This window comes from Streptomyces sp. NPDC059564 (assembly GCF_042735575.1).
Lineage (GTDB): Bacteria > Actinomycetota > Actinomycetes > Streptomycetales > Streptomycetaceae > Streptomyces.
Genome location: NZ_JBHWBP010000027.1, coordinates 1 through 17,172 on the forward strand (window position 1 = coordinate 1; position 17,172 = coordinate 17,172).

Annotated in this window: 22 protein-coding genes and 3 pseudogenes; 11 read left to right on the top strand and 14 right to left on the bottom strand. The window is 68.0% G+C overall.

The features are described 5' to 3' along the window. Window positions 1–152 precede the first annotated feature (152 nt). Window positions 153–458: a hypothetical protein gene (locus ACFV0Q_RS08070; protein WP_385002350.1), complete on the bottom strand. Its 306-nt coding sequence runs from the start codon at window positions 456–458 to the stop codon at window positions 153–155. Between ACFV0Q_RS08070 and ACFV0Q_RS08075 the strand changes: the two genes are divergently transcribed. Then, window positions 406–624 (top strand): excalibur calcium-binding domain-containing protein, encoded by a 219-nt coding sequence (locus ACFV0Q_RS08075; RefSeq protein ID WP_385002342.1) that lies wholly within the window; start codon window positions 406–408, stop codon window positions 622–624. The genes ACFV0Q_RS08070 and ACFV0Q_RS08075 overlap by 53 nt on opposite strands. A gap of 52 nt (window positions 625–676) precedes the next feature. Here ACFV0Q_RS08075 and ACFV0Q_RS08080 read toward each other — a convergent pair whose 3' ends face one another. Beyond that, window positions 677–1,351: a hypothetical protein gene (locus tag ACFV0Q_RS08080; RefSeq protein WP_385002216.1), complete on the bottom strand. Its 675-nt coding sequence runs from the start codon at window positions 1,349–1,351 to the stop codon at window positions 677–679. A 292-nt stretch (window positions 1,352–1,643) separates the two neighbouring features. Continuing rightward, window positions 1,644–1,985: a DUF5713 family protein gene (locus tag ACFV0Q_RS08085; RefSeq protein ID WP_385002219.1), complete on the bottom strand. Its 342-nt coding sequence runs from the start codon at window positions 1,983–1,985 to the stop codon at window positions 1,644–1,646. A gap of 172 nt (window positions 1,986–2,157) precedes the next feature. On the opposite strand from ACFV0Q_RS08085, the gene ACFV0Q_RS08090 reads away from it, so the two are divergent. After that, window positions 2,158–2,292 carry a hypothetical protein gene (locus ACFV0Q_RS08090; RefSeq protein ID WP_385002222.1) on the top strand — a complete coding sequence of 45 codons (135 nt, stop codon included), beginning with the start codon at window positions 2,158–2,160 and terminating at the stop codon, window positions 2,290–2,292. Window positions 2,293–2,348: 56 nt separating this feature from the next. Here ACFV0Q_RS08090 and ACFV0Q_RS08095 read toward each other — a convergent pair whose 3' ends face one another. Then, the gene (locus ACFV0Q_RS08095; RefSeq protein WP_385002225.1) at window positions 2,349–2,873 is read right to left on the bottom strand and encodes a hypothetical protein; all 525 of its coding nucleotides are present in this window, start codon (window positions 2,871–2,873) and stop codon (window positions 2,349–2,351) included. 147 nt (window positions 2,874–3,020) lie between these two features. Here ACFV0Q_RS08095 and ACFV0Q_RS08100 point away from each other — a divergent pair, with 147 nt between their 5' ends. Then, on the top strand, window positions 3,021–3,188 hold the full coding sequence (locus ACFV0Q_RS08100; RefSeq protein WP_385002228.1) for a hypothetical protein: 168 nt from the start codon (window positions 3,021–3,023) through the stop codon (window positions 3,186–3,188). Between the two features lie 16 nt (window positions 3,189–3,204). Here the strand turns inward: ACFV0Q_RS08100 and ACFV0Q_RS08105 are convergent, their stop codons facing one another. Together ACFV0Q_RS08105 and ACFV0Q_RS08110 are read right to left on the bottom strand one after the other, a co-directional pair. Further along, window positions 3,205–3,555 carry a DUF6233 domain-containing protein gene (locus ACFV0Q_RS08105; RefSeq protein WP_385002231.1) on the bottom strand — a complete coding sequence of 117 codons (351 nt, stop codon included), beginning with the start codon at window positions 3,553–3,555 and terminating at the stop codon, window positions 3,205–3,207. Between the two features lie 5 nt (window positions 3,556–3,560). Then, window positions 3,561–3,920: a hypothetical protein gene (locus ACFV0Q_RS08110; protein ID WP_385002234.1), complete on the bottom strand. Its 360-nt coding sequence runs from the start codon at window positions 3,918–3,920 to the stop codon at window positions 3,561–3,563. A 227-nt stretch (window positions 3,921–4,147) separates the two neighbouring features. Here ACFV0Q_RS08110 and ACFV0Q_RS08115 point away from each other — a divergent pair, with 227 nt between their 5' ends. From ACFV0Q_RS08115 to ACFV0Q_RS08125, 3 genes and pseudogenes are all read left to right on the top strand, one after another. Then, window positions 4,148–5,584, top strand: a complete 1,437-nt coding sequence (locus ACFV0Q_RS08115) for a serine/threonine-protein kinase (protein WP_385002237.1) — start codon at window positions 4,148–4,150, stop codon at window positions 5,582–5,584. A 73-nt stretch (window positions 5,585–5,657) separates the two neighbouring features. After that, window positions 5,658–6,636 (top strand): annotated as a pseudogene (locus ACFV0Q_RS08120) (IS5 family transposase). A gap of 933 nt (window positions 6,637–7,569) precedes the next feature. Further along, window positions 7,570–7,865, top strand: a pseudogene (locus ACFV0Q_RS08125) (IS3 family transposase); the annotation flags it as partial. A gap of 38 nt (window positions 7,866–7,903) precedes the next feature. Here ACFV0Q_RS08125 and ACFV0Q_RS08130 read toward each other — a convergent pair. Together ACFV0Q_RS08130 and ACFV0Q_RS08135 are read right to left on the bottom strand one after the other, a co-directional pair. Continuing rightward, complete coding sequence (locus ACFV0Q_RS08130; RefSeq protein WP_385002240.1) at window positions 7,904–8,488, bottom strand: hypothetical protein; 585 nt, start codon at window positions 8,486–8,488, stop codon at window positions 7,904–7,906. Then, window positions 8,485–8,697, bottom strand: coding sequence for a hypothetical protein (locus ACFV0Q_RS08135; RefSeq protein WP_385002243.1), 213 nt, complete (start codon window positions 8,695–8,697; stop codon window positions 8,485–8,487). The genes ACFV0Q_RS08130 and ACFV0Q_RS08135 overlap by 4 nt, the downstream gene beginning before the upstream one ends. Window positions 8,698–9,214: 517 nt before the next feature. Here ACFV0Q_RS08135 and ACFV0Q_RS08140 point away from each other — a divergent pair. Then, complete coding sequence (locus ACFV0Q_RS08140) at window positions 9,215–9,592, top strand: DUF6193 family natural product biosynthesis protein (protein ID WP_385002246.1); 378 nt, start codon at window positions 9,215–9,217, stop codon at window positions 9,590–9,592. A gap of 333 nt (window positions 9,593–9,925) precedes the next feature. Here ACFV0Q_RS08140 and ACFV0Q_RS08145 read toward each other — a convergent pair whose 3' ends face one another. Further along, window positions 9,926–10,375 carry an Lrp/AsnC family transcriptional regulator gene (locus ACFV0Q_RS08145; RefSeq protein WP_385002249.1) on the bottom strand — a complete coding sequence of 150 codons (450 nt, stop codon included), beginning with the start codon at window positions 10,373–10,375 and terminating at the stop codon, window positions 9,926–9,928. 93 nt (window positions 10,376–10,468) lie between these two features. On the opposite strand from ACFV0Q_RS08145, the gene ACFV0Q_RS08150 reads away from it, so the two are divergent. Then, a complete protein-coding gene (locus ACFV0Q_RS08150; RefSeq protein WP_385002252.1) occupies window positions 10,469–11,287 on the top strand; it encodes an LLM class flavin-dependent oxidoreductase in 819 nt (272 codons plus the stop codon). Beyond that, window positions 11,284–11,721, top strand: coding sequence for a nucleoside deaminase (locus tag ACFV0Q_RS08155; RefSeq protein WP_385002255.1), 438 nt, complete (start codon window positions 11,284–11,286; stop codon window positions 11,719–11,721). Before ACFV0Q_RS08150 ends, ACFV0Q_RS08155 begins: the two co-directional genes overlap by 4 nt. Window positions 11,722–12,214: 493 nt before the next feature. Here the strand turns inward: ACFV0Q_RS08155 and ACFV0Q_RS08160 are convergent, their stop codons facing one another. Further along, window positions 12,215–12,574 carry a DoxX family protein gene (locus tag ACFV0Q_RS08160; RefSeq protein ID WP_385002258.1) on the bottom strand — a complete coding sequence of 120 codons (360 nt, stop codon included), beginning with the start codon at window positions 12,572–12,574 and terminating at the stop codon, window positions 12,215–12,217. 46 nt (window positions 12,575–12,620) lie between these two features. Next, on the bottom strand, window positions 12,621–13,115 hold the full coding sequence (locus tag ACFV0Q_RS08165; protein ID WP_385002261.1) for a cupin domain-containing protein: 495 nt from the start codon (window positions 13,113–13,115) through the stop codon (window positions 12,621–12,623). An 81-nt stretch (window positions 13,116–13,196) separates the two neighbouring features. On the opposite strand from ACFV0Q_RS08165, the gene ACFV0Q_RS08170 reads away from it, so the two are divergent. Then, entirely contained in the window at window positions 13,197–14,048 is an 852-nt protein-coding gene (locus ACFV0Q_RS08170) for a LysR substrate-binding domain-containing protein (RefSeq protein WP_385002264.1), read from the top strand. A gap of 811 nt (window positions 14,049–14,859) precedes the next feature. Then, on the top strand, window positions 14,860–15,201 hold the full coding sequence (locus tag ACFV0Q_RS08175; protein ID WP_385002266.1) for a HopJ type III effector protein: 342 nt from the start codon (window positions 14,860–14,862) through the stop codon (window positions 15,199–15,201). A 225-nt stretch (window positions 15,202–15,426) separates the two neighbouring features. Here ACFV0Q_RS08175 and ACFV0Q_RS08180 read toward each other — a convergent pair whose 3' ends face one another. From ACFV0Q_RS08180 to ACFV0Q_RS08190, 3 genes and pseudogenes are all read right to left on the bottom strand, one after another. Then, a complete protein-coding gene (locus tag ACFV0Q_RS08180; RefSeq protein ID WP_385002345.1) occupies window positions 15,427–15,993 on the bottom strand; it encodes a solute carrier family 23 protein in 567 nt (188 codons plus the stop codon). Continuing rightward, a pseudogene (locus ACFV0Q_RS08185) lies at window positions 15,985–16,112 on the bottom strand (IS5/IS1182 family transposase); the annotation flags it as partial. The pseudogene ACFV0Q_RS08185 and the gene ACFV0Q_RS08180, both read right to left, overlap by 9 nt. Before the next feature lie 62 nt (window positions 16,113–16,174). Next, window positions 16,175–17,140 (bottom strand): hypothetical protein, encoded by a 966-nt coding sequence (locus ACFV0Q_RS08190; RefSeq protein WP_385002268.1) that lies wholly within the window; start codon window positions 17,138–17,140, stop codon window positions 16,175–16,177. Between the last annotated feature and the right edge of the window lie 32 nt (window positions 17,141–17,172).

Below are 17,172 nucleotides of genomic sequence, written 5' to 3' on the forward strand. Positions count from 1 at the left end.
CGCACCACACATGGCCACCACCCGGACCGCTACGTCCAGATCGGTTCACTCACCAAGGTCCTCACCGGCACCGCCTTCGTCCGCATGGCCTCAGCATGACGTACTCAAGGGTCCCGGGCAGGTGCTCCGGTGCTTCGGCCATGGCCGCGGTCCTACAGGTGAGCCGCCAGCGCCTTCACGAGGTCGTCGCGGGTCATCTGCGAGCGGCCGTGAAGGTTCGCGGCGGCCGCCTTCTTGTAGAGGTCGGCTTTCGACAAGCCGCTCAGGTCCTCCTTCGGCGCGGAGCGGATCCGCTTCTTCGCTGAGGGCTTCGCCGTGGCCGAGGTCTTCCCGAAGAAGCTGCTGGCCTTGCCTCCGGTCTCCTTGGGGCTTGCGGCTCGCTCGACGCCGGCGCGCAGGGCTTTCATGAGGTCGACCGCGCCGATCGGCTCCGCGGGTGCCTGGGCGCTGAAGGTCACGGCCACCGTCGAGGTCGGCCTGAGCCCGGGCGCGCCCTACCGCCTGGAGCACAAGTATGAGAACTGCGGTGCCGCTCGAGCCGCCGGTGCAGCACCCCTACGTCGTGGCGAAGACGGGTACGGGCGGCACCTGGATGCGGACAGGGACAGCATCGCCTGCGAGTAGGAAAGGTCCGATCGTTGTGGTCGCCAAAGTCGCGTGACGGTCGTTTCCCGGCCTACTGCTTGGGAAGGCAGTGCCGGGCATTGAGGCGCGTCAGATCGGCGTTCACCTGGTCAACGTACTGGCGGCGCCATTTTGCGATGTCCTGGGCGGTCTGGCTCTCGCTCGTGATGTCCTGCACCTGGAGCTTGTCGGACAGCGCGAGATCTTGATCGCTCACGTCGTTCATTGCGTCCAGGAGTCTGGCGATCTCCTTCGTGTGCGATTCAGGCGTCTCGATCTTTCCCATCTCGCTGCTGAGCTTCCGCTCGGTGGTTCCCAGCGCGTCCCAGGCCGTTGCCGCCGGCTGATAGTCCGCGGATTTGTAGCCGCCGTCCACCCGCACGATGAGGGAGGCCTCGGCTGTTCGAACCTCTTTGGTCATTTGCGGGCTCAGGCCGTCGCAGACCGCGTTGTCCTGTTTCACCCAGTCCTCCACGGTGAACCTGTCCCGGGTGACGATCGCGAAGATCAGTCCTGCAATCCCGGCCAGGCCCGCGAGGGCGGCGATCCACCACCCCACATGCTTGCTGATCCGCCCCGCTCTACCGCTCTCATGATCTTGGTTCATGCCGCAACGTTTTCCCTGCAGACGAGGCGGCGGGCCCTTCCGGGAGAAGTGCACTCCTTGGGAAGACCCCGGCGGCGGATCAATCTCGATTTCGACGCGGCCACGTGCGACGAAGCTCATGCATGTGCGGGAGGAGGCCGACGCGGTCAGCGCCGACCTCTGATGCGGATCCCGAATTTTGGCTCTGGCCGGAGTTTCGTGAAATCCCAGGTCAGGAGCCGTGTGAGGGAACGTTCCGGCAGGGCATGTCTCGCTGGTGGGGGTCTGCTCGCTGGACGATGTGCTGTTCACAGACGTCGATGTGCGGTTGGAAGCCGTGGAGCTCACGGCCGAGGTGTTGGTGGTGATAGCGGCCGCGTGCGGTCCGCCGCCCAGGTGCCCTGAGTGCCGGAGGTGCCCTTCTCGTCCTCGTTCACCAGTCCCGACTGGCGGTCAGCTCCTCCGCATCCGCGTTCGTGAACCCGTATGCCGACGCGACGAAGCAGAACTCGTCACAGATCCACTCGCGCGCGACCGTCTCGATCTCGCTCCCCGCCGCCACGAACTCCCTGTCCAGCAGGTTGAACTCCTCCGTCGCGGCCTGGGTGAGCTCATACAGCGTTTCCAGATCCGACGGCTGCCCTGCCTCAATGCGCTCGCACAGCCGCAGCAGGATCGCCTTCCCCCCGTCGACCACGCGGTCAGGGAAGTACGAGTCGTCGTACATCTCCCGCAGGAACGCGTGTCCCGCTACCTGCTGGTTTGTGATCGGCATGGCACTTCCCTACCTCCGTGAAAAGCTGACGCGCTGATCATGCAAGGCACCACTGACAACGACGCCCGCGATGGACGCCAGACCCCACGTGATCAGTACTTTCACAACAGGCCCTAGTCGGCTGCCCGGCCTCACGGGCTTCGCACTCCGTTTGCTCCGAGACCTCGACGCCGTGACTGCCGGGCTCACTCTCGACTGGAGCTCCGGCAGCATCAAGGGCGCCGTCAATCGCATCAAGAAGATCAAGCGGCAGCTCTACGGCCGAGCCGGATTCGAACTCCTCCGCAAGATGATCCTGCTTCAGTGACCCTCCGCGATCGCGACCCCAGATGTTGCGCCAGAAACGCCTTCTGATCCCACACGTCAGAAGCGCGGCCCGACCGTGGGATGCGAGACCAAGGCACAGGCCGCGATCTGCAGTTGCGCTTTCCATGCCGCCTCGTCGAGCCCCAGCGTGTACTCGATGCAGCACGCGCATGGCGGGAGTAGCGCCACGAATGCATGCTCCTCAGCGGTCTCGACCTCTATCTCCGACCACTCGTCCGATGCCAACCCGGCGAGATCCACCTCCCCGGCGGTGAATTGCGTGGCCAGCCTGCGCAGCGCGTATCGGCGCGCCAGGTCGTGATCGGGCAGAATGATCCCCAATTCTTCGAGAGCCTGCTCAAATGTGTCGCGGATGTTCCGGGGGTCCGCATGACGCGGTAGGCCGGCGAGCTCGCACAGGGTCGGCGTGTCCATTCCCATTGCGAGTGCCTGGGCAGCGGCCATCGGCAGGTCTTCCGGACACACCTGATCCGCCTGATACAGCCACGCTGCCTCCGCCAGGGGCGGATAGGCGCTGCGGACAGGGCTGTCGGGTTCGGATGTGCCGTCTATCGCTGCCATGGTTCATACGATGCCAGCACGGCTCGCGAGAGCGCCTGCAAATTTGGACTGTCCCGGCAAACCGCCCTGCGGCCGGCCCACCTCATGCTGTTGCCCTGGTGACACTCCGCGACCGCTCCCCAAGATCTGTGCCAGAACCCCGTTCTCGTGAACAGAACCACGCCGGTACGGCTGCGGGAAATGCCGCCGCCCATCGAGCTGGACATCGTGGAGGCGTGGCGGCCTTACCGGATCCGGATCACAGACATCGGCTGGGAGACCAGGCACCAGCTCCCCCAGCCGGCGAAACCTCACGAGCCGCTCGACCCCGAGTAGTCCACGTCCGTTCCGGTCAGGTGTCGAGGAGCCCCAGCTCGCTGTCGGGCCGGCACAGCGGGCAGGCGATGACAGACGGAACGGTGCGCAGGACTTCCAGGACGGACTCGCGGGTGGCGGCGCGGCCGCGGTCGCTCACTTTGCAGGCGCCGGTGTGCACGCGGTCGGGCCTGCGGACGGCGCCGATGCCGTACTCGATCCACCAGCGGGGCGGCTCCGGCAGGGGGCGGCGGCGGGCCCGCTCATTCTCGACAGCCCGCACGGCGGCGATCTTCTCGTCGACCCGGGCGAGGGTGAGCTCCAGCCAACGGCGTATCACCAGAAGCTGGTCCAGGGCCGGGGGCAGGGGCAGAAGGGGATCCGGCATGGTGGTTACGCCGCCTTGGCCGTGTCGTCGGCGTCGGCAGGGCGGGCCTGCCTCTTCAGCTGCATGCGGGCGTTCACCAGGACCTCGCGGGGGACCGTTGCCCAGTGGGGGTGGTCGACGACCGCGATCGACAGCTCTCGAATCTCCCCCCACATCCGATCGACCGTCTCCTTCTGCTCGTCACTCCAGCCGGGGCTGTCGGGGACGTCCCCCCGGTGGGAGTGCTTCTCGGCCCGCCGCCAGCCCTTCATGGGCTCTACGCTCCAGGGCAGCCCGGCCAGGTAGGCGCGGTGCTCCGCGTGGAGGCGGTGGTGGCGTTCCTGCAGCTGGAGGAGATCGTCGGGGAAGGTGCTCGCATCGGTCACTCTCGAATCGTAAATCTGTTCGATTCGCTATGGGAATCCGACGCTCCGCACGGTCGCCCGTTCGGCGCCCTGCCCGCCCGGGTGCTCCTCGATCGCCCGCCCTCACGCCCGGTGGCAGGCTGGACTGAAGGGGGCTGGAAGGAGACGTGATGCGTCCTGTCTGGTCGGTTCACAATGGGCCAGTCGCAGTCGCATCGGGCGCGCGTGCGTGGAGGGGGAGCTGGGGGATGGACGCAGTGATCGGGCAACTAGTCCACGGCCGGTACAAGTTGAGTCGGCATTTAGGTTCTGGCGGGTTCGGCCAGGTGTGGTCCGCCGAGGACATGGTGCTCGGCGTGCAGGTGGCGGTCAAAGAGGTCCGGCTCGGGCACGCGCTGCCAGAGCAACAGGGAGAGCTTCTCGCCCGGGCCGCACGGGAAGCGCGCCACGCCGCCAAGCTGCGCGACCACCCCAATATCGTCACCGTGCACGACGTCGTCGAAGTCAACGGCGCGCCCTGGATCGTCATGCAGTTGGTGGAGGGTCACTCCCTCGCCGACGAGCTCAAGGCGAACGGTCCGCTCGGCGAGGCCAGGGCGTGCGCCATCGCACGGGCCCTTCTGCGGGCCCTGCAGTTCGCGCACGAGGCGGGCATTATCCACCGCGACGTGAAGCCCGCGAACGTCATGCTCACACCCCACGGGGATGTCCTGCTCACGGATTTCGGCATCGCGGTGGACCACACCGATACCCGGCTGACCCCGACCAACTTCGTCATCGGAACACCCGGATACACGGCCCCCGAGCGGTGGCAGGGGGCGCCGGCGAGCGGCCCATCAGATCTCTACTCGCTCGGCGTGACGCTGTACGAGGCTGTCGAGGGCGTGCTGCCGTTCCCCCGAGAGAACCCGGTCGCCGCTCTGGAGGAGATGCCCCGGATCGCACAGCGCGCCGAGCACCTTGCGCCCCTTCTCGATGCCCTGCTGCAGCGCGAGTCCGTCCGTCGGCCGACACCCGCAGAGGCGCTGGCCCTCCTGTCCGCCGTCTCGGCCGACCTGGGGCATCCGAGACAGCCCGAATCCGACGGGAGGCAGGCGCAGACCACGCTCACCGTCGGGCAGGAGAAGATGATCGCCCAGTGGGTGCAGCGGCGGGTCCTGCCGAGCCTCGGAACCGGGCTATTTGTAGCTGTGGTTGCTGGGGGCTCGGGCTACGGAAAGGACCTGTTCAAGTTCGACGACCCGACGGACAGCCAAGTCCTGACCGGTTTGATCGCGTTCGTCGTCACGGTGGCCATCGTGCTGCTGAAAGCCGTGTACGAGGGACGGTCCTTTCAGTCCGACATCGTCGTCGTGAGCCCAGACGGCTTCTCGGTGACGCGCTACCTCTGGGGAGAGGATCAGACCTTCACCATCGGATGGCGCGCGGTCGATCGCATCGGGCTCGGCAGCTCGAAGCACGGAGGTCAGCCGTACGCCGATGTCCGGGTCTGGTTCCACAAGGGCAGCGAACCCAGCCCGGCATGGCTGACCAAGCACGACATCAAGAGGCAGGACGACGGCAGCTTTCGGGTGTACTGCGCCGACCACGTTCCCTTCGTGCCAGCCGAGCGCCTGCACGATGCGCTGCGCACTTTCGCCGGGCCCCTGTACGACGACCCCGACTACACGTCTGATCCGGCCTAGGGCGTGTGTGATGTCGTGATCAGTTGCTGGGTTCTGCCCTCTTCGCGGGGCGGAACCCGGTAGGACTGTGGTGGTGACGCGTAGGCAACTCACCCATGCCCAGTGGAAGTTCATCGAGCCGTATCTGCCGATCGGTAGGTACGGTCCGTATCCGGAGCGGTTGCGGGAGCAGTTTGAGGGTGTGATCTGGCGGTTCCGCTCCAGTGGCCAGTGGCGGGAGATGCCTGCCGAGTTCGGCTCCTGGGCCACTGTCTACGGGCGCTTTCGCGTGTGGCGGGACGCCGGTGTGTTCACCGCTCTGCTGGAAGGCCTGATCGCCGAGGGTGCCCGGTTGGGTAGGACGGACTTGTCGCTGGTCAGCGTGGACTCGACCATGGTCCGCGCCCACCACGACGCCGCAGGGCTCCGCGTCAGCAAGCACCTCATGTCGGCCCTGGAAGAAGCCGTGCAGGAGCAGGAGGCAGCCCGGCAAAAGGGGGCGGCACGGAGGAGCAGAACGGACAGGACCAACGTCGGCGGGTCCGGCGCCGACGCAAGCTTCGTCTGAAGGAAGCCCTGCTCGGCAGGTCCCGGGGCGGCCTCACCAGCAAGATTCATCTCGCCGCGGACCGCAAATGTCGTCCGCTCGCGCTGGTCCTGACTGCCGGGCAGGCCGGGGACAGCCCGCAATTCGTCCCCGTGCTCGCGAAGGTCAGAGTCCGCTGCAGGTCGGCCGTCCCCGCACGACGCCTGGTGCGGTCGCTGCGGATAGGGCGTACTCGTCCCGTGGCAACCGTGCCTACCTGCGCAAACGCGGAATCAAGGCGGTCATCCCGGAGAAACGGGACCAGGCCGCCAACCGCAAGAAGAAGGGCTGCCGGGGCGGCCGGCCCATCGTCCACGACGCCGACCTCTACAAAGAGCGGAACACCGTCGAGCGTCTGATCAACAAGCTGAAAGCCTGGCGAGGAATCGCCACCCGATACAACAAATCCCCGGACAGCTACCTCGCCGGCCTCCACCTCCGCGCCGCCATGATCTGGATCGACGACCTCCTCAAAGCCGGCGACTGATCACGACATCACACAGGCCCTAGGCCCCCGCCCCGCCCAACCCCACAGGCCTTCTCCTTGCGGTCCTCCTTCTCCGGCTTCTCGGACTTCTGCGTCTTGCCGGCACGGCTCTGCTTGTCGTCGCGATCTTGGAGGCGTTGGCCGTCAGGCGGTTCAGGTGCGCGCCGTCCGCCGCGGGGCCGCCACCCTCGCCGATCTGCCCGCACGTCGACCACGGCAAGCACCTCAGGAAGGAAGAGCGAAGATTCGGGCTCTGCCCGCAGTCCAGTGAAGCCGGTTCGCCCCGCCCCGCCCTGGCTGCGGCGGATGCCGTTCTGGATCTTCGATGCGCCTATCCGAGTGCCTTCCGGATGTCCCACGAGCGTGCGACGCACGGCGGGGGTATGTCGTTTCGCACGAGGTGACCTTGGGATCCATGAGGAGATCAGCCGTGTACGCAGTGGTTCGACGGTACGAAGGAGTGACTGATCCGGCCGAGGCGGGACGCCGAGTGGACGAGGGATTCGTGCCTCTCCTCCGCCGAGTCCCGGGATTCGTGGCCTACTACTGGGTTGACGCAGGGGGCGGAGTGATGCTCTCCACCAGCGTCTTTGAAGACCAAGCCGGGGCCGAAGAGTCGGTCAGGAGGGCGGCTGACTTCGTACGGGAGAGCCTCGCGTCGCTGCTGCCCGAACCTCCCCAGGTCACGGCCGGCCAGGTTGTCGCTGCTGGGTAACGGCCTCCGGCGTGGTTCTGGATCCACGTACCTTCCATGCCGGTGACCAGGCACCTCACGGAACCCCGGGCAGAGCCTTGAAAGGCTCTGCTGGAGCAGGAGAACGAGGTCCAGCGCCGGGCCGCGGCCTATTCGTCGCAGGCGCATCTGCCGGGAAAGGAAACTACCCGCTCGTGAAGGAGCTGGCCGGGGACGGGGTGCCCGTCACGGTGACGTGCCGGGTATCGCAGTTCCGGTCCCGGACGTTCGTGCGGGCGCTCGACCGGCACCGGATGGCCGGATCGATAGGGAGGGTCGGGGCAGTCGGCGACAACGCGGCCATGGAGTCCTTCTTCAGCCTGCTGCAGAAGAACCTCCTCGACCACCGAAGCTGGACCACCGCGAGGAACTGTGGATCGCGATCGCGACCTGGATCGAGCGGACCCATCACCGACGCCGCCAACGAGCCGCACTCGGCCGGCTGACTCCCGTCGAATGCGAGACCGTCATCACCACACCGGCCCTCCAGGCCGCGCGGCCGAACCTGTCACCCAAAACTGCACCAGACCCCATTCACACGACGGGCCGCTTGTAGTACCGCCACGGGAACCATCCCACGCCAACCGGAATCCAGCCCTCTGATTCCATCCGCCGGTGTCGCGCGGAGGAGGGAAGCGCTACCCGGCAGTGCTCCCACGGCTGGCCGGACGCCTCCACCTCGTGGAAGAAGGGGCCGTAGCCGACCAGCTGCCAGCCGTCGCGGCCGGCTTCCTCCAGGGCGGCCATCTCGTTGAACGCGGTCAACCCGCCGAGGGTGCGGCGCTTCGGGGCGTTCGGGCCCGCGGCGGGCGGCGCCGACGGGCCCGCACCCGCATCCTTGCCCGAGAAGCGCTGCTGGGCCGCCTGGCGGCTCACCCCCAGGACGCGGCCCACCGTGTCCCAGCTGTGGCCGGCAGCCCTGGCGCCCTGGACGGCCTCGCGCAGCAGCCGGCTCGCCTCCTCGGCTCCGACGCGCGAGGCGTCCACGAGGCGCAGGTACCCGTGGGCATCGTGTTCGAGCGACTCGGCCAGCCCCTCGGGGGCGCCGAGGACGGCTGCAGCGATGCCTTCCCGGATCCGGGCGGTCTCCACCGGGTGGAGCAGCGGTTCGTTGTTCATCGGTGCGCTCCGGCAAGGGGTTCCAGGGCGTCGAGGACTTCCTCGTCCCGGCGCACCCGCTCAGCCTCGCGGGCAGCCAGGCCAGCCGTGCAGGCGATGGCCGCGAGGCCCGCGACGACCAGCGCGACGGTGGCGGAGGTGCCGAACCGGTCACCGAACATCACCGTCACGGCCGGCAAGCTCACACCGAGCGGCAGTACGACGGCCATGGATGCGGTGGCAGGAAAATCGACCCGATGCCGGGCCTTCGAACTCAAGATCGACATGCGTCAAGGAAACCTTGACGCAGTCGACTTGTCAAGAATTCCTTGACGCCCACGTCCCGCGCTGTGGCAGCCATCAGGAACCACGGCGCCGGGGCAGCCCGCGAGGCCCCAACGGCAACGGCAACGGCAACGAGTACCGATTCCCTGACAGGTCTTCCGTGACGGCCCGCCGGCAAATCCGGCAGGCGATCCCCATGCGCAGTCTCAGCCGGCCTACTCGACGCAGGAGGGGAACCGGCCGGAAGGTGCCGGAACGGCCTGGGAGATGAGCATCGTCGCGCGCAATGTGCGGATGCACGAGGCTGATGTGGCAGACGGAGACCCGAATCCCATGGGGCGGTCGTGGGTCTCCATCCACTGGAACTCGGAGAATCAACGCGTTGAAGTTCCCCGACCCGACATTCCCGAATTGGGTCCGCCGGACAGCGGCAACAAACCGAAGAGGAGGTGAGCTCGCAACATGACGGACAGTGAGGGCTCTGAGAAGGCTGCGGAGATCGTCGCGGAACGGTGGCAGGAGTTCCTGGGGTTCGGGGAAGACGTGATCGATCCCGCCATGGTGCGGGCCGCGTACGCGCAACCGCGGCTGCGGGTGCTCTTCCCCGGGGTCAGCCACGGCATCCTCTACCTCAGCCGGTGCACCGGCTACCCCGCCTCGCATGACGTGCCGCTCGTATATCCGCTCCTGGCCGGCGGGTTCCAGGTCACGGGCCGGGCCGGGGAAGGCGTCCTCGGCAAGGTGGCGACCCTGGAGGAGGCGTTCGCCTTGGTCGTGGCCCACCTCCCCGAAGGCAGCGGACCCGCCGTCCTCGGAACGAAGGACGGCCTGCGACCGTGACCTCGGCGGTCGGCACCGCCGCGGACAGCCGGCAGGCCAGCCTGGCCAAGGGACCGGATCGGATCGACCCCGCTGTGCCGCGGGCCGCGTACGACCACCCCGCCCTACGCGGTCACCCCCGGGCAGCCCACGACCTGAGCGGGGACGTCGCGCCAGGTCGCCGAGGTCGGGGCGACGGTAAGAACTTCCGGCCGATCAGTGGTCCAGGAAACGGCCTACGGGCCGATCCGGTCAACCAGAGGCCCGGTGAACACCTTGACCGCCACCGCAGGGAGTCATCTCGCAGAAGGCGACCAGTCCGGTCTGGGTTGCGCGCCGGGCGCAGGCCGTTGGTCAGGGCCGGTCGGGTCCGCGATAAGGCAGCGTCTGGCTGTAGACGACGCTCGTGGTCGTGCTGCCAAAACCGGCCAACTCGTCCATGAGTTCCTCCAGACGCTCCATGGAGGTCGCGGCCACTTTCAGGGTGTAGCAGTCGTCGCCAGTGGTGCGCAGGCACTCCAGGATCTCCCGCCGCTCGGCAAGCAGCTGCCGCAGCGGCTGGTGGTGGTGGTTGCCCGGGTACTTCAGCCGGACGACGGCGAGCACGGGATAGCCGACCTTGGCCAGATCCACAGTGGCGTGGTAGCCGGTGATGACGCCAAGCGACTCCAGGTTCCGCACCCGTTCCGTGGTGGCCGACGAGCTGAGGTTCACGCGCCGCCCCAGCTCGCTGAGGGAGATACGAGCCTCCTCTTGCAGCTGGCCGATGATCGCCCAGTCGACGTCGTCAAGATTCGCGGTCATGGCGCGATTCTACCGGCAGAATCATGGAAGAGAGGCGGTATATCCGGGAAGCTGCCGTTCCACACGGCATGATCACCGGGATAGCCTCGACTCATGCAACTTGGTGTCAATGTCCCGAACTTCGGGCCCGGAACCGATGCCGGCGTGCTGCGCGAATGGGCGCGTACCGCGGAGGGGCTCGGCTTCGATCTCCTCATGGTTTCGGATCACGTGGCCGTCACCCCGGACGTGGCCGAGCGCTACCCGGAGCCGTTCTACGAGCCGTTCACCACGCTGTCCTGGCTGGCTGGTCTGACGACGAAACTACGGCTGGGCACGACCGTGCTCATCCTGCCCTACCGGCATCCGCTGCTGGTGGCCCGGATGGCCACCAACCTCAACCAGCTCAGCGGCGGCCGGTTCGTTCTCGGCGTGGGAGTCGGTTGGGCACGTCAGGAGTTCGACGCGCTCGGTGTGCCGTTCACTGCGCGCGGCCGACTGGCCGACGCACACTTGGGTGCCCTGCGGGACGCCTGGCGCACGGAGACCGGGAACGGCACCACACCGATACCGGTCTGGGTCGGCGGCCACAGCGAGGCAGCGATCCGACGCACCATCAGGTTCGGCGACTCCTGGCACCCCCTGCGGCTCCCCCTCTCCCTGATGCGCTCGGTCCTGTCGAAACACTCGCTGCCGGGGTTCTCGCCCCGTCTCGCCCTGCGGATCACCGGCGCACCGGTCGACGATCCGGACCGGCCCGCCGGTGTCGGGACCATCGAGCAGATCCTCGACGACCTCGACCAACTCCGTCTGCTCGGCGCGGACACCGTCGTACTCGACCCCTACCACGGAGATCCGGAGGAGACCCGTCGGCCCCACGCGGCCTGGCAGGCGCTCACCACCGTGGCCACACACTGGAGGAACCCATCGTGATCACCGCTTCCGACGAGACCTTCCTGCGGCGCGCCATCAGCATCGCGGCCCATGCGGTCACCCTGGGCGACGCACCCTACGGCTCCCTGCTGACCGGCCCGGACGGCGCGATCCTCGCCGAAGCCCACAACACGGTACGGCGCGACGACGACATCACCGCCCACCCCGAACTGAAGCTCGCCCGCTGGGCGGCGCGCCAACTCGACCCGGACACGGCCGCCCACACCACCATGTACACCAGCTGCCAGCCCTGCGGCATGTGCACCGGCGGCATCATCCGCTCCGGCATCGGCCGGGTCGTGTACGCGCTCTCCACCGAACAACTCGTCGAACTCAACCCGCAGTCGGGCGAATGGCCGACGGTAACCCAGGAAGGCCCGGCCCTGTTCGACCAGGCACGCTCCCCCGTCGACGCCTACTACCGCTCAGTGTGAGGACGTCGGATCGTCCGGCTGGCCTTGGTATGCCACAACGCGGGTCCCGTCCACACCCACGAACGCCCGATCGGACGGCCACGCCGAAGCGCGGTGAGTGTGAAGGATCCAAGGATCCGACGAGGTAGCCCATTCGTGCTGGCCGGTGCCGCATCCGGCAACGTTCGCCCTGTCGACGACGGCGCGTGGGCGCCGGGCGTCTGGAGTGCCGATGCCGTTGAGGACGCCGCCACGGCTCTGGAGGTACGCGCCGGGGCACTGTCCGAGCGCAGCCCGGAGGCCGCAGAGCTCCTGGACGTCATCCCGGCGGCGGTCGCCGCGCTCCGCGAACGCGTCGAGCGCGTACCGGCGACAGCCAGGCCGGCCCGCCGAACCGACGCTGCGGAGGACCCGGCGGGCGTCCTGCTCTACTCGCGCCGGAACCCGAGAAGTGACAGCAGCCGTGTGGCGGTTGTCCCTGCGGGTGCCTCCACCAGTCGAGGGCTGTGCTCCATCACAGCCTGGTGGCCAGCCAGATGGTCACAGCCGCAGTGGTGATGAGCCCGACGTTGAATGCGATCCGGCGGTCTTCGCCGGTCAGGTGGACGGCGATCGCACCTGCCTGGAGGAGTACGAAACCGCTGGCCGCGGCCAGCGCCAGCGGGAGCGCTATGCCCGTCAGCGGCGGCAGGATCAGGCCGGTCGCGCCGAGTATTTCGACCGTCCCCAGCGCCCTGAGGGCGGGCAAGGGCATGCGGTCGACCCAGGACATCATCGGCCGGAGCTGATCACGGCTGCGGATCACCTTCAGCGTGCCCGCGTAGACATAGAAGGTGGCGAGCAGTCCCGCGACGATCCAGTAGGCGATGTTCATCGTTCCCCTTCATGGGTCATCGGTTCACTGAGACCCGTCGACTGCTTCAGTCGAGGTCGGTGGCAGGCTCGGTCGCGTACCGGCTCATCGCGTCGATATTGGCCTGGGGCGTCAACGGCCGACCGCCGGCGAGCGCCTCATGGAGGTCCCGGAAGTACTGCACGTACGAGTCGGGGGTGAACGTGCTGAGCAGGACGGCGGGTTGGTCGGTCAGGTTGGCGAAGGTATGCGGGGTGCCGGGCGGAACCATCACGAGCGTGCCCGTGGTGGCGTCGTGGTCCTCGTCCCCGACGGTGAACCGCACGGTCCCGGAGAGGATGTAGAAGCCCTCGTCGTGCTGGGCGTGGCGATGTTGCGGCGGTCCCTGGGTATGCGGGGCCAGGACGGACTCGGTGATCGCGAGGCGGTGCCCGGTGTGACTGCCGTCCTCCAGGACGCGCATGCGCGTGGTGCCCAGCACGATCGTCTCGCCGTCGCCGGGACCCACTACGGATACGGCCGGGTCGGCCTGCGGCGCGTTGGCCTCAAATTCTTCGGTCATGCTCACCAGTGCACCGTCAGGTACCTGCCGGTGTCCAAGACCCATCCTGCCGCGCCGATACCCGATGGGTATCGTGGCAGCGTGGAGCTACGGACCTTGCGCTATTTCGTGGCCGTCGCCGAGGAACTGCACTTCGGCCGGGCCGCCACCCGACTGCACATGAGCCAGCCGCCGCTGAGCCGGGCGATCAAGCGGTTGGAGGCCGATGTCGGGGCCCTGCTGTTCGCCCGCTCACCCACCGGCGTCACGCTCACTCCGGTGGGCGCCCTGCTGCTCGACGAGGCACGCGGCCTCCTCGACCATGCCGACCGCGTCCATGTACGCGTGAGCGCGGCAGCCGGCGCCGCGACCCTCACCGTCGGCATCCTGGGCGACGGCACCGACCCGGGAGTGTCCAGGCTGGCCGCCGCCTACCGCCGAACCCACCCCGGCATCGACATCCGCATCCGCGACACCGATCTGACCGACCCGACGTGCGGGCTGCGCACCGGACTGGTCGACGTCGCCCTGACCCGGGCGCCCTTCGACGAGACCGCCCTGACGGTGCGTGCGCTGCGAACCGATCCGGTCGGTGTAGTCCTGCGCGCCGACGATCCGCTGGCCCGCTGCGACCGGCTGCGGCTGGCCGAGCTCCGCGACCGACGCTGGTTCCAGTTCCCGCGGGGCACCGACCCCATCTGGCAGTCGTACTGGAACGGCGGCACGCCGCGCGAGGGCCCAGTGGTGCGCGCCGTCCAGGAATGCCTGCACGCCGTGCTGTGGAACGGCACGGTCGGCCTGGCCCCCCTCGGACACGACCTGCCCGCGGAGCTGACCGTGGTGCCGCTGATCGACATGGTGCCGAGCCGAGTGGTGGCGGTGTGCAACGAGGGCGACACCAACCCGTTGATCCGATCCTTCATCGAGATCGCGGCAGCCGCCTACCGTCACTGAGCGCCGCGACCGGTGCCGCCGCTGCTCGTGAACCGTTCGAACACAGTGGCCCCCGGAGGCTCCCGGAGTGGGGTTCTGGCATACATCCGTGAACGATCTTGCTGGCCTTCCGTCAGCAGGACGTACCTACCACGTGAGCTGGGCGGACTGGATGTCACGAGAGCCTGCTGGAGTCCTAGCCAGAATCGTTCACGGAATGTGTGGCAGAACCAAAATCAGACCATCAAAGCCCGGCGAGCAGACGTAGCGGTAGTAACGGTGGCCGGCTTCTTCTTCCGAGACTGTGTCGTCTTCGTATTGCACGATGTCGCCGGAGATCAGAAGCTCATGCCGCCAGATTCGAGGTCTTCGATGGCCACTCGGCCCTCCCCATTCCGGGACGCGCGACGAGCTCGGTCCCTCCGGCCGATGACCCTAGCGGGAGGGTCAGACAGCCGGGGCCGAGAGCACCCTGGAGATGGCGCCTCAACCGGCGCCGTCTGAACCGGGAATCCCACCCGAAGCGAATGCCCGATCGCGCCGGGGGGGAAGGACGCTGCGGCGCACTGGGCGCGGGGCGCAGCGGGTGAGCTCTCGTCGTCGGTGTTCAGGCTGGGTGATCCGTTCACCGGGGTTGGAGGGCGACGCCCTCCCGGCCGATCGCCCGGACCGAAACGGCTCCCGGCGGATCGCACAGTCGCACACACGGTGACCTGCGGAGATGCCGCCGTTCCGACATGTGGCACGGTTCCTGCCGGCTGGCCATAAGGGGGGTATTGTCGTCCGGTCACGGACGGCAACCGGATCGTCTGTTCAACCCAGGGGAACCAACATGACTGATCTGAACTCGCTGCGGGCAAGCCTTGCGTCAGGTGAGCACGAGTTCGCCGACACCCTGGCCTTCGTCACCGCGCACTACGAGTACCAGCCGCAGGCGTTCCGCAACGGGGAACTGGAAAATGCCGCAGGTGCGAACGAGGGCTCCTGCAAGACGCTGGGACTGGCCCTGCTGGAAGGGCTGAGCGACCAAGAGGCGCTGCTGGCATTCGGTGAGCACTATCGCAGTGTGCTGGCGACGCCGAACGACACTGATCACGGCAACATTCGCAACCTCATGGCCCATGGCCTGGCAGGGGTGACCTTCGCCGGACAACCGCTGGCCCGCAAGAGCTGAACAGCGGACTCCGGGCGAGCGCCAAGGGTCACGACCACCACTCCGCCCCGAAGGCCTCGTGTCGCGGTCGCCGGCAGCGCTGCCTGCAGCGGCGGCGCGGGTTCGGGTTGGGGCTTGCCGAGGCCAGTGCCGCGCACGACCAGCATTGCTCGCAGCGTCCGGCCCGCGGTGTGAAGGCGGCGCCGGTGGACTTCCTTATGGAGCTGAAGAACCGCTCCCGTCGTGTCACTGAGGGGTGGTGCCCCAGGTGAAGGTCTCGTAGCCGCGCATCGCCCGCAGCGTCATGCGGGCTGCGTAGCCCTTGCCTTCCCGAGGGTCGGTGACGCGGATCCGGGCGCGGCGGGTGATTGAGCCGAAGAAGACGACTCCCGCCCCGCCGAGTACGGGCAGCGGCACGAGCGCGACCAGCGAGCCCAGGACCGGCACGAGACCCATGAGGACCGGGATCGCTCCGCACAGGGTGACCGCGTACCGGCTGCGGATCCGACTGATGGCGGCCAGGCCGGCGCCCTGCGCGTAGGCGCAGCTCACGAACGCTCCTAGGGCGCCGCCGAGTGCGGTGCCCCGTCCCTGGGCGCGCAGGCTGCACGCGATGACGCGGTCGTCGACCGGTCTGTCGACGACCGTTCCCACCGCGATCAGGGACGCGGTGGATTCCGTCATGGAGACGGGCGTGACGACGAGCACGGTGGCGATGAGTGGTGCCTCGAACTGCGCGGCGCCGAGGGCGAACGGTTCGGGGAGCGTGAACAGCGGTGCCTGGGAGAAGTGGTGGAAGTCGACTTTGCCCATCGGCACCGCGACGGCCGTGCCGGCGATGAGGCCGAGCAGGAGCCGGCCGAACAGGCGCGGCGCAATCCGGTGAACGGGGCTGTCCAAGACGGCTCCGACGCCGTGATCACACCAGCCACCACAAGATCATCTCACCCTCGACTGGACGCTTTGGGAGGCGGCCTTGGCCCGTCTGAGGCAGTCAGCCCTCGAGCCGAATGGCAACCTCGCGCAGGGCACAGGACTCGGCGGCGCGGATACGCGTGCGGACCAGTGTCCGCATCATCGCCGCGCCTGCCACCACGGCACAGAGATGCAGCACCACCGCGACGGTGAGGCTCTCCGGCGGCGTGACATCGGCCGGATCCGCCAGCGCCACATACAGCATGAGGGGCAGCTTCCAGGCGCTCCATGCGAACAGTGAGCCTGATCCGACCCACCCGAATGTCAGCGGGAGCCAGCGCGGCAACCCGGCAGGACGTGCCCGGGCGACCGTCCAGATGCCGGCGGATCCGGCCAGTGCCCAGAACCCCGATACGGCGACCAGCGCGTACCAGTCGGTGTTCCGCTGGGCCGGGTGGGCGATTCCCAGAGTGCCTCCGACCGCCCAGTAGAGCCAGACCAGACCGACTACGGCACCGACGACAGCCGCCCACGGCGGCACCGTACGTGGCCCGTCACCAGCGCGCCCGATGAACGCATCCGGCCAGCGGCGCCGCAGATACGCCGGGACGGCGAGAGCCAGCCCCAGCCCCATCCCCACGAAGCTGAACTCGACCAGTACGCCCTCCCAGACCGGCATGGCCGGGTCGTCACCGCCGACGCCCTGCGAGTCACCGCCCACGTTCAGGAGCGCACTGAACAGGCCGAAAGGCAGCGCCGAGACGAGGAACCCCGACCCCACCCAGGAGCAGAAGGCCACCAGCGCCCCCGGTATCCGCATCCCCCACGGCCGCACCAGCGCGAGCGCCAGAGCAATCCCGATCACCGCCATACCGACCGTGACGGTGTTGAGCACCACCCACTCCGCCAAGCCGAACCCATTGCCGATCGGCACCACCCCCATGAGGGAGCCGACCACCCACGAGACTTTGATCAGCAAGTACGGCGACAGCGCCAGAGCCGCCCCATACGCCGCGTTCCGCCCGACCCGATCCCAGCGATCCACCCGAACTCCCCTTCCATCAGCAGGATTCCAAG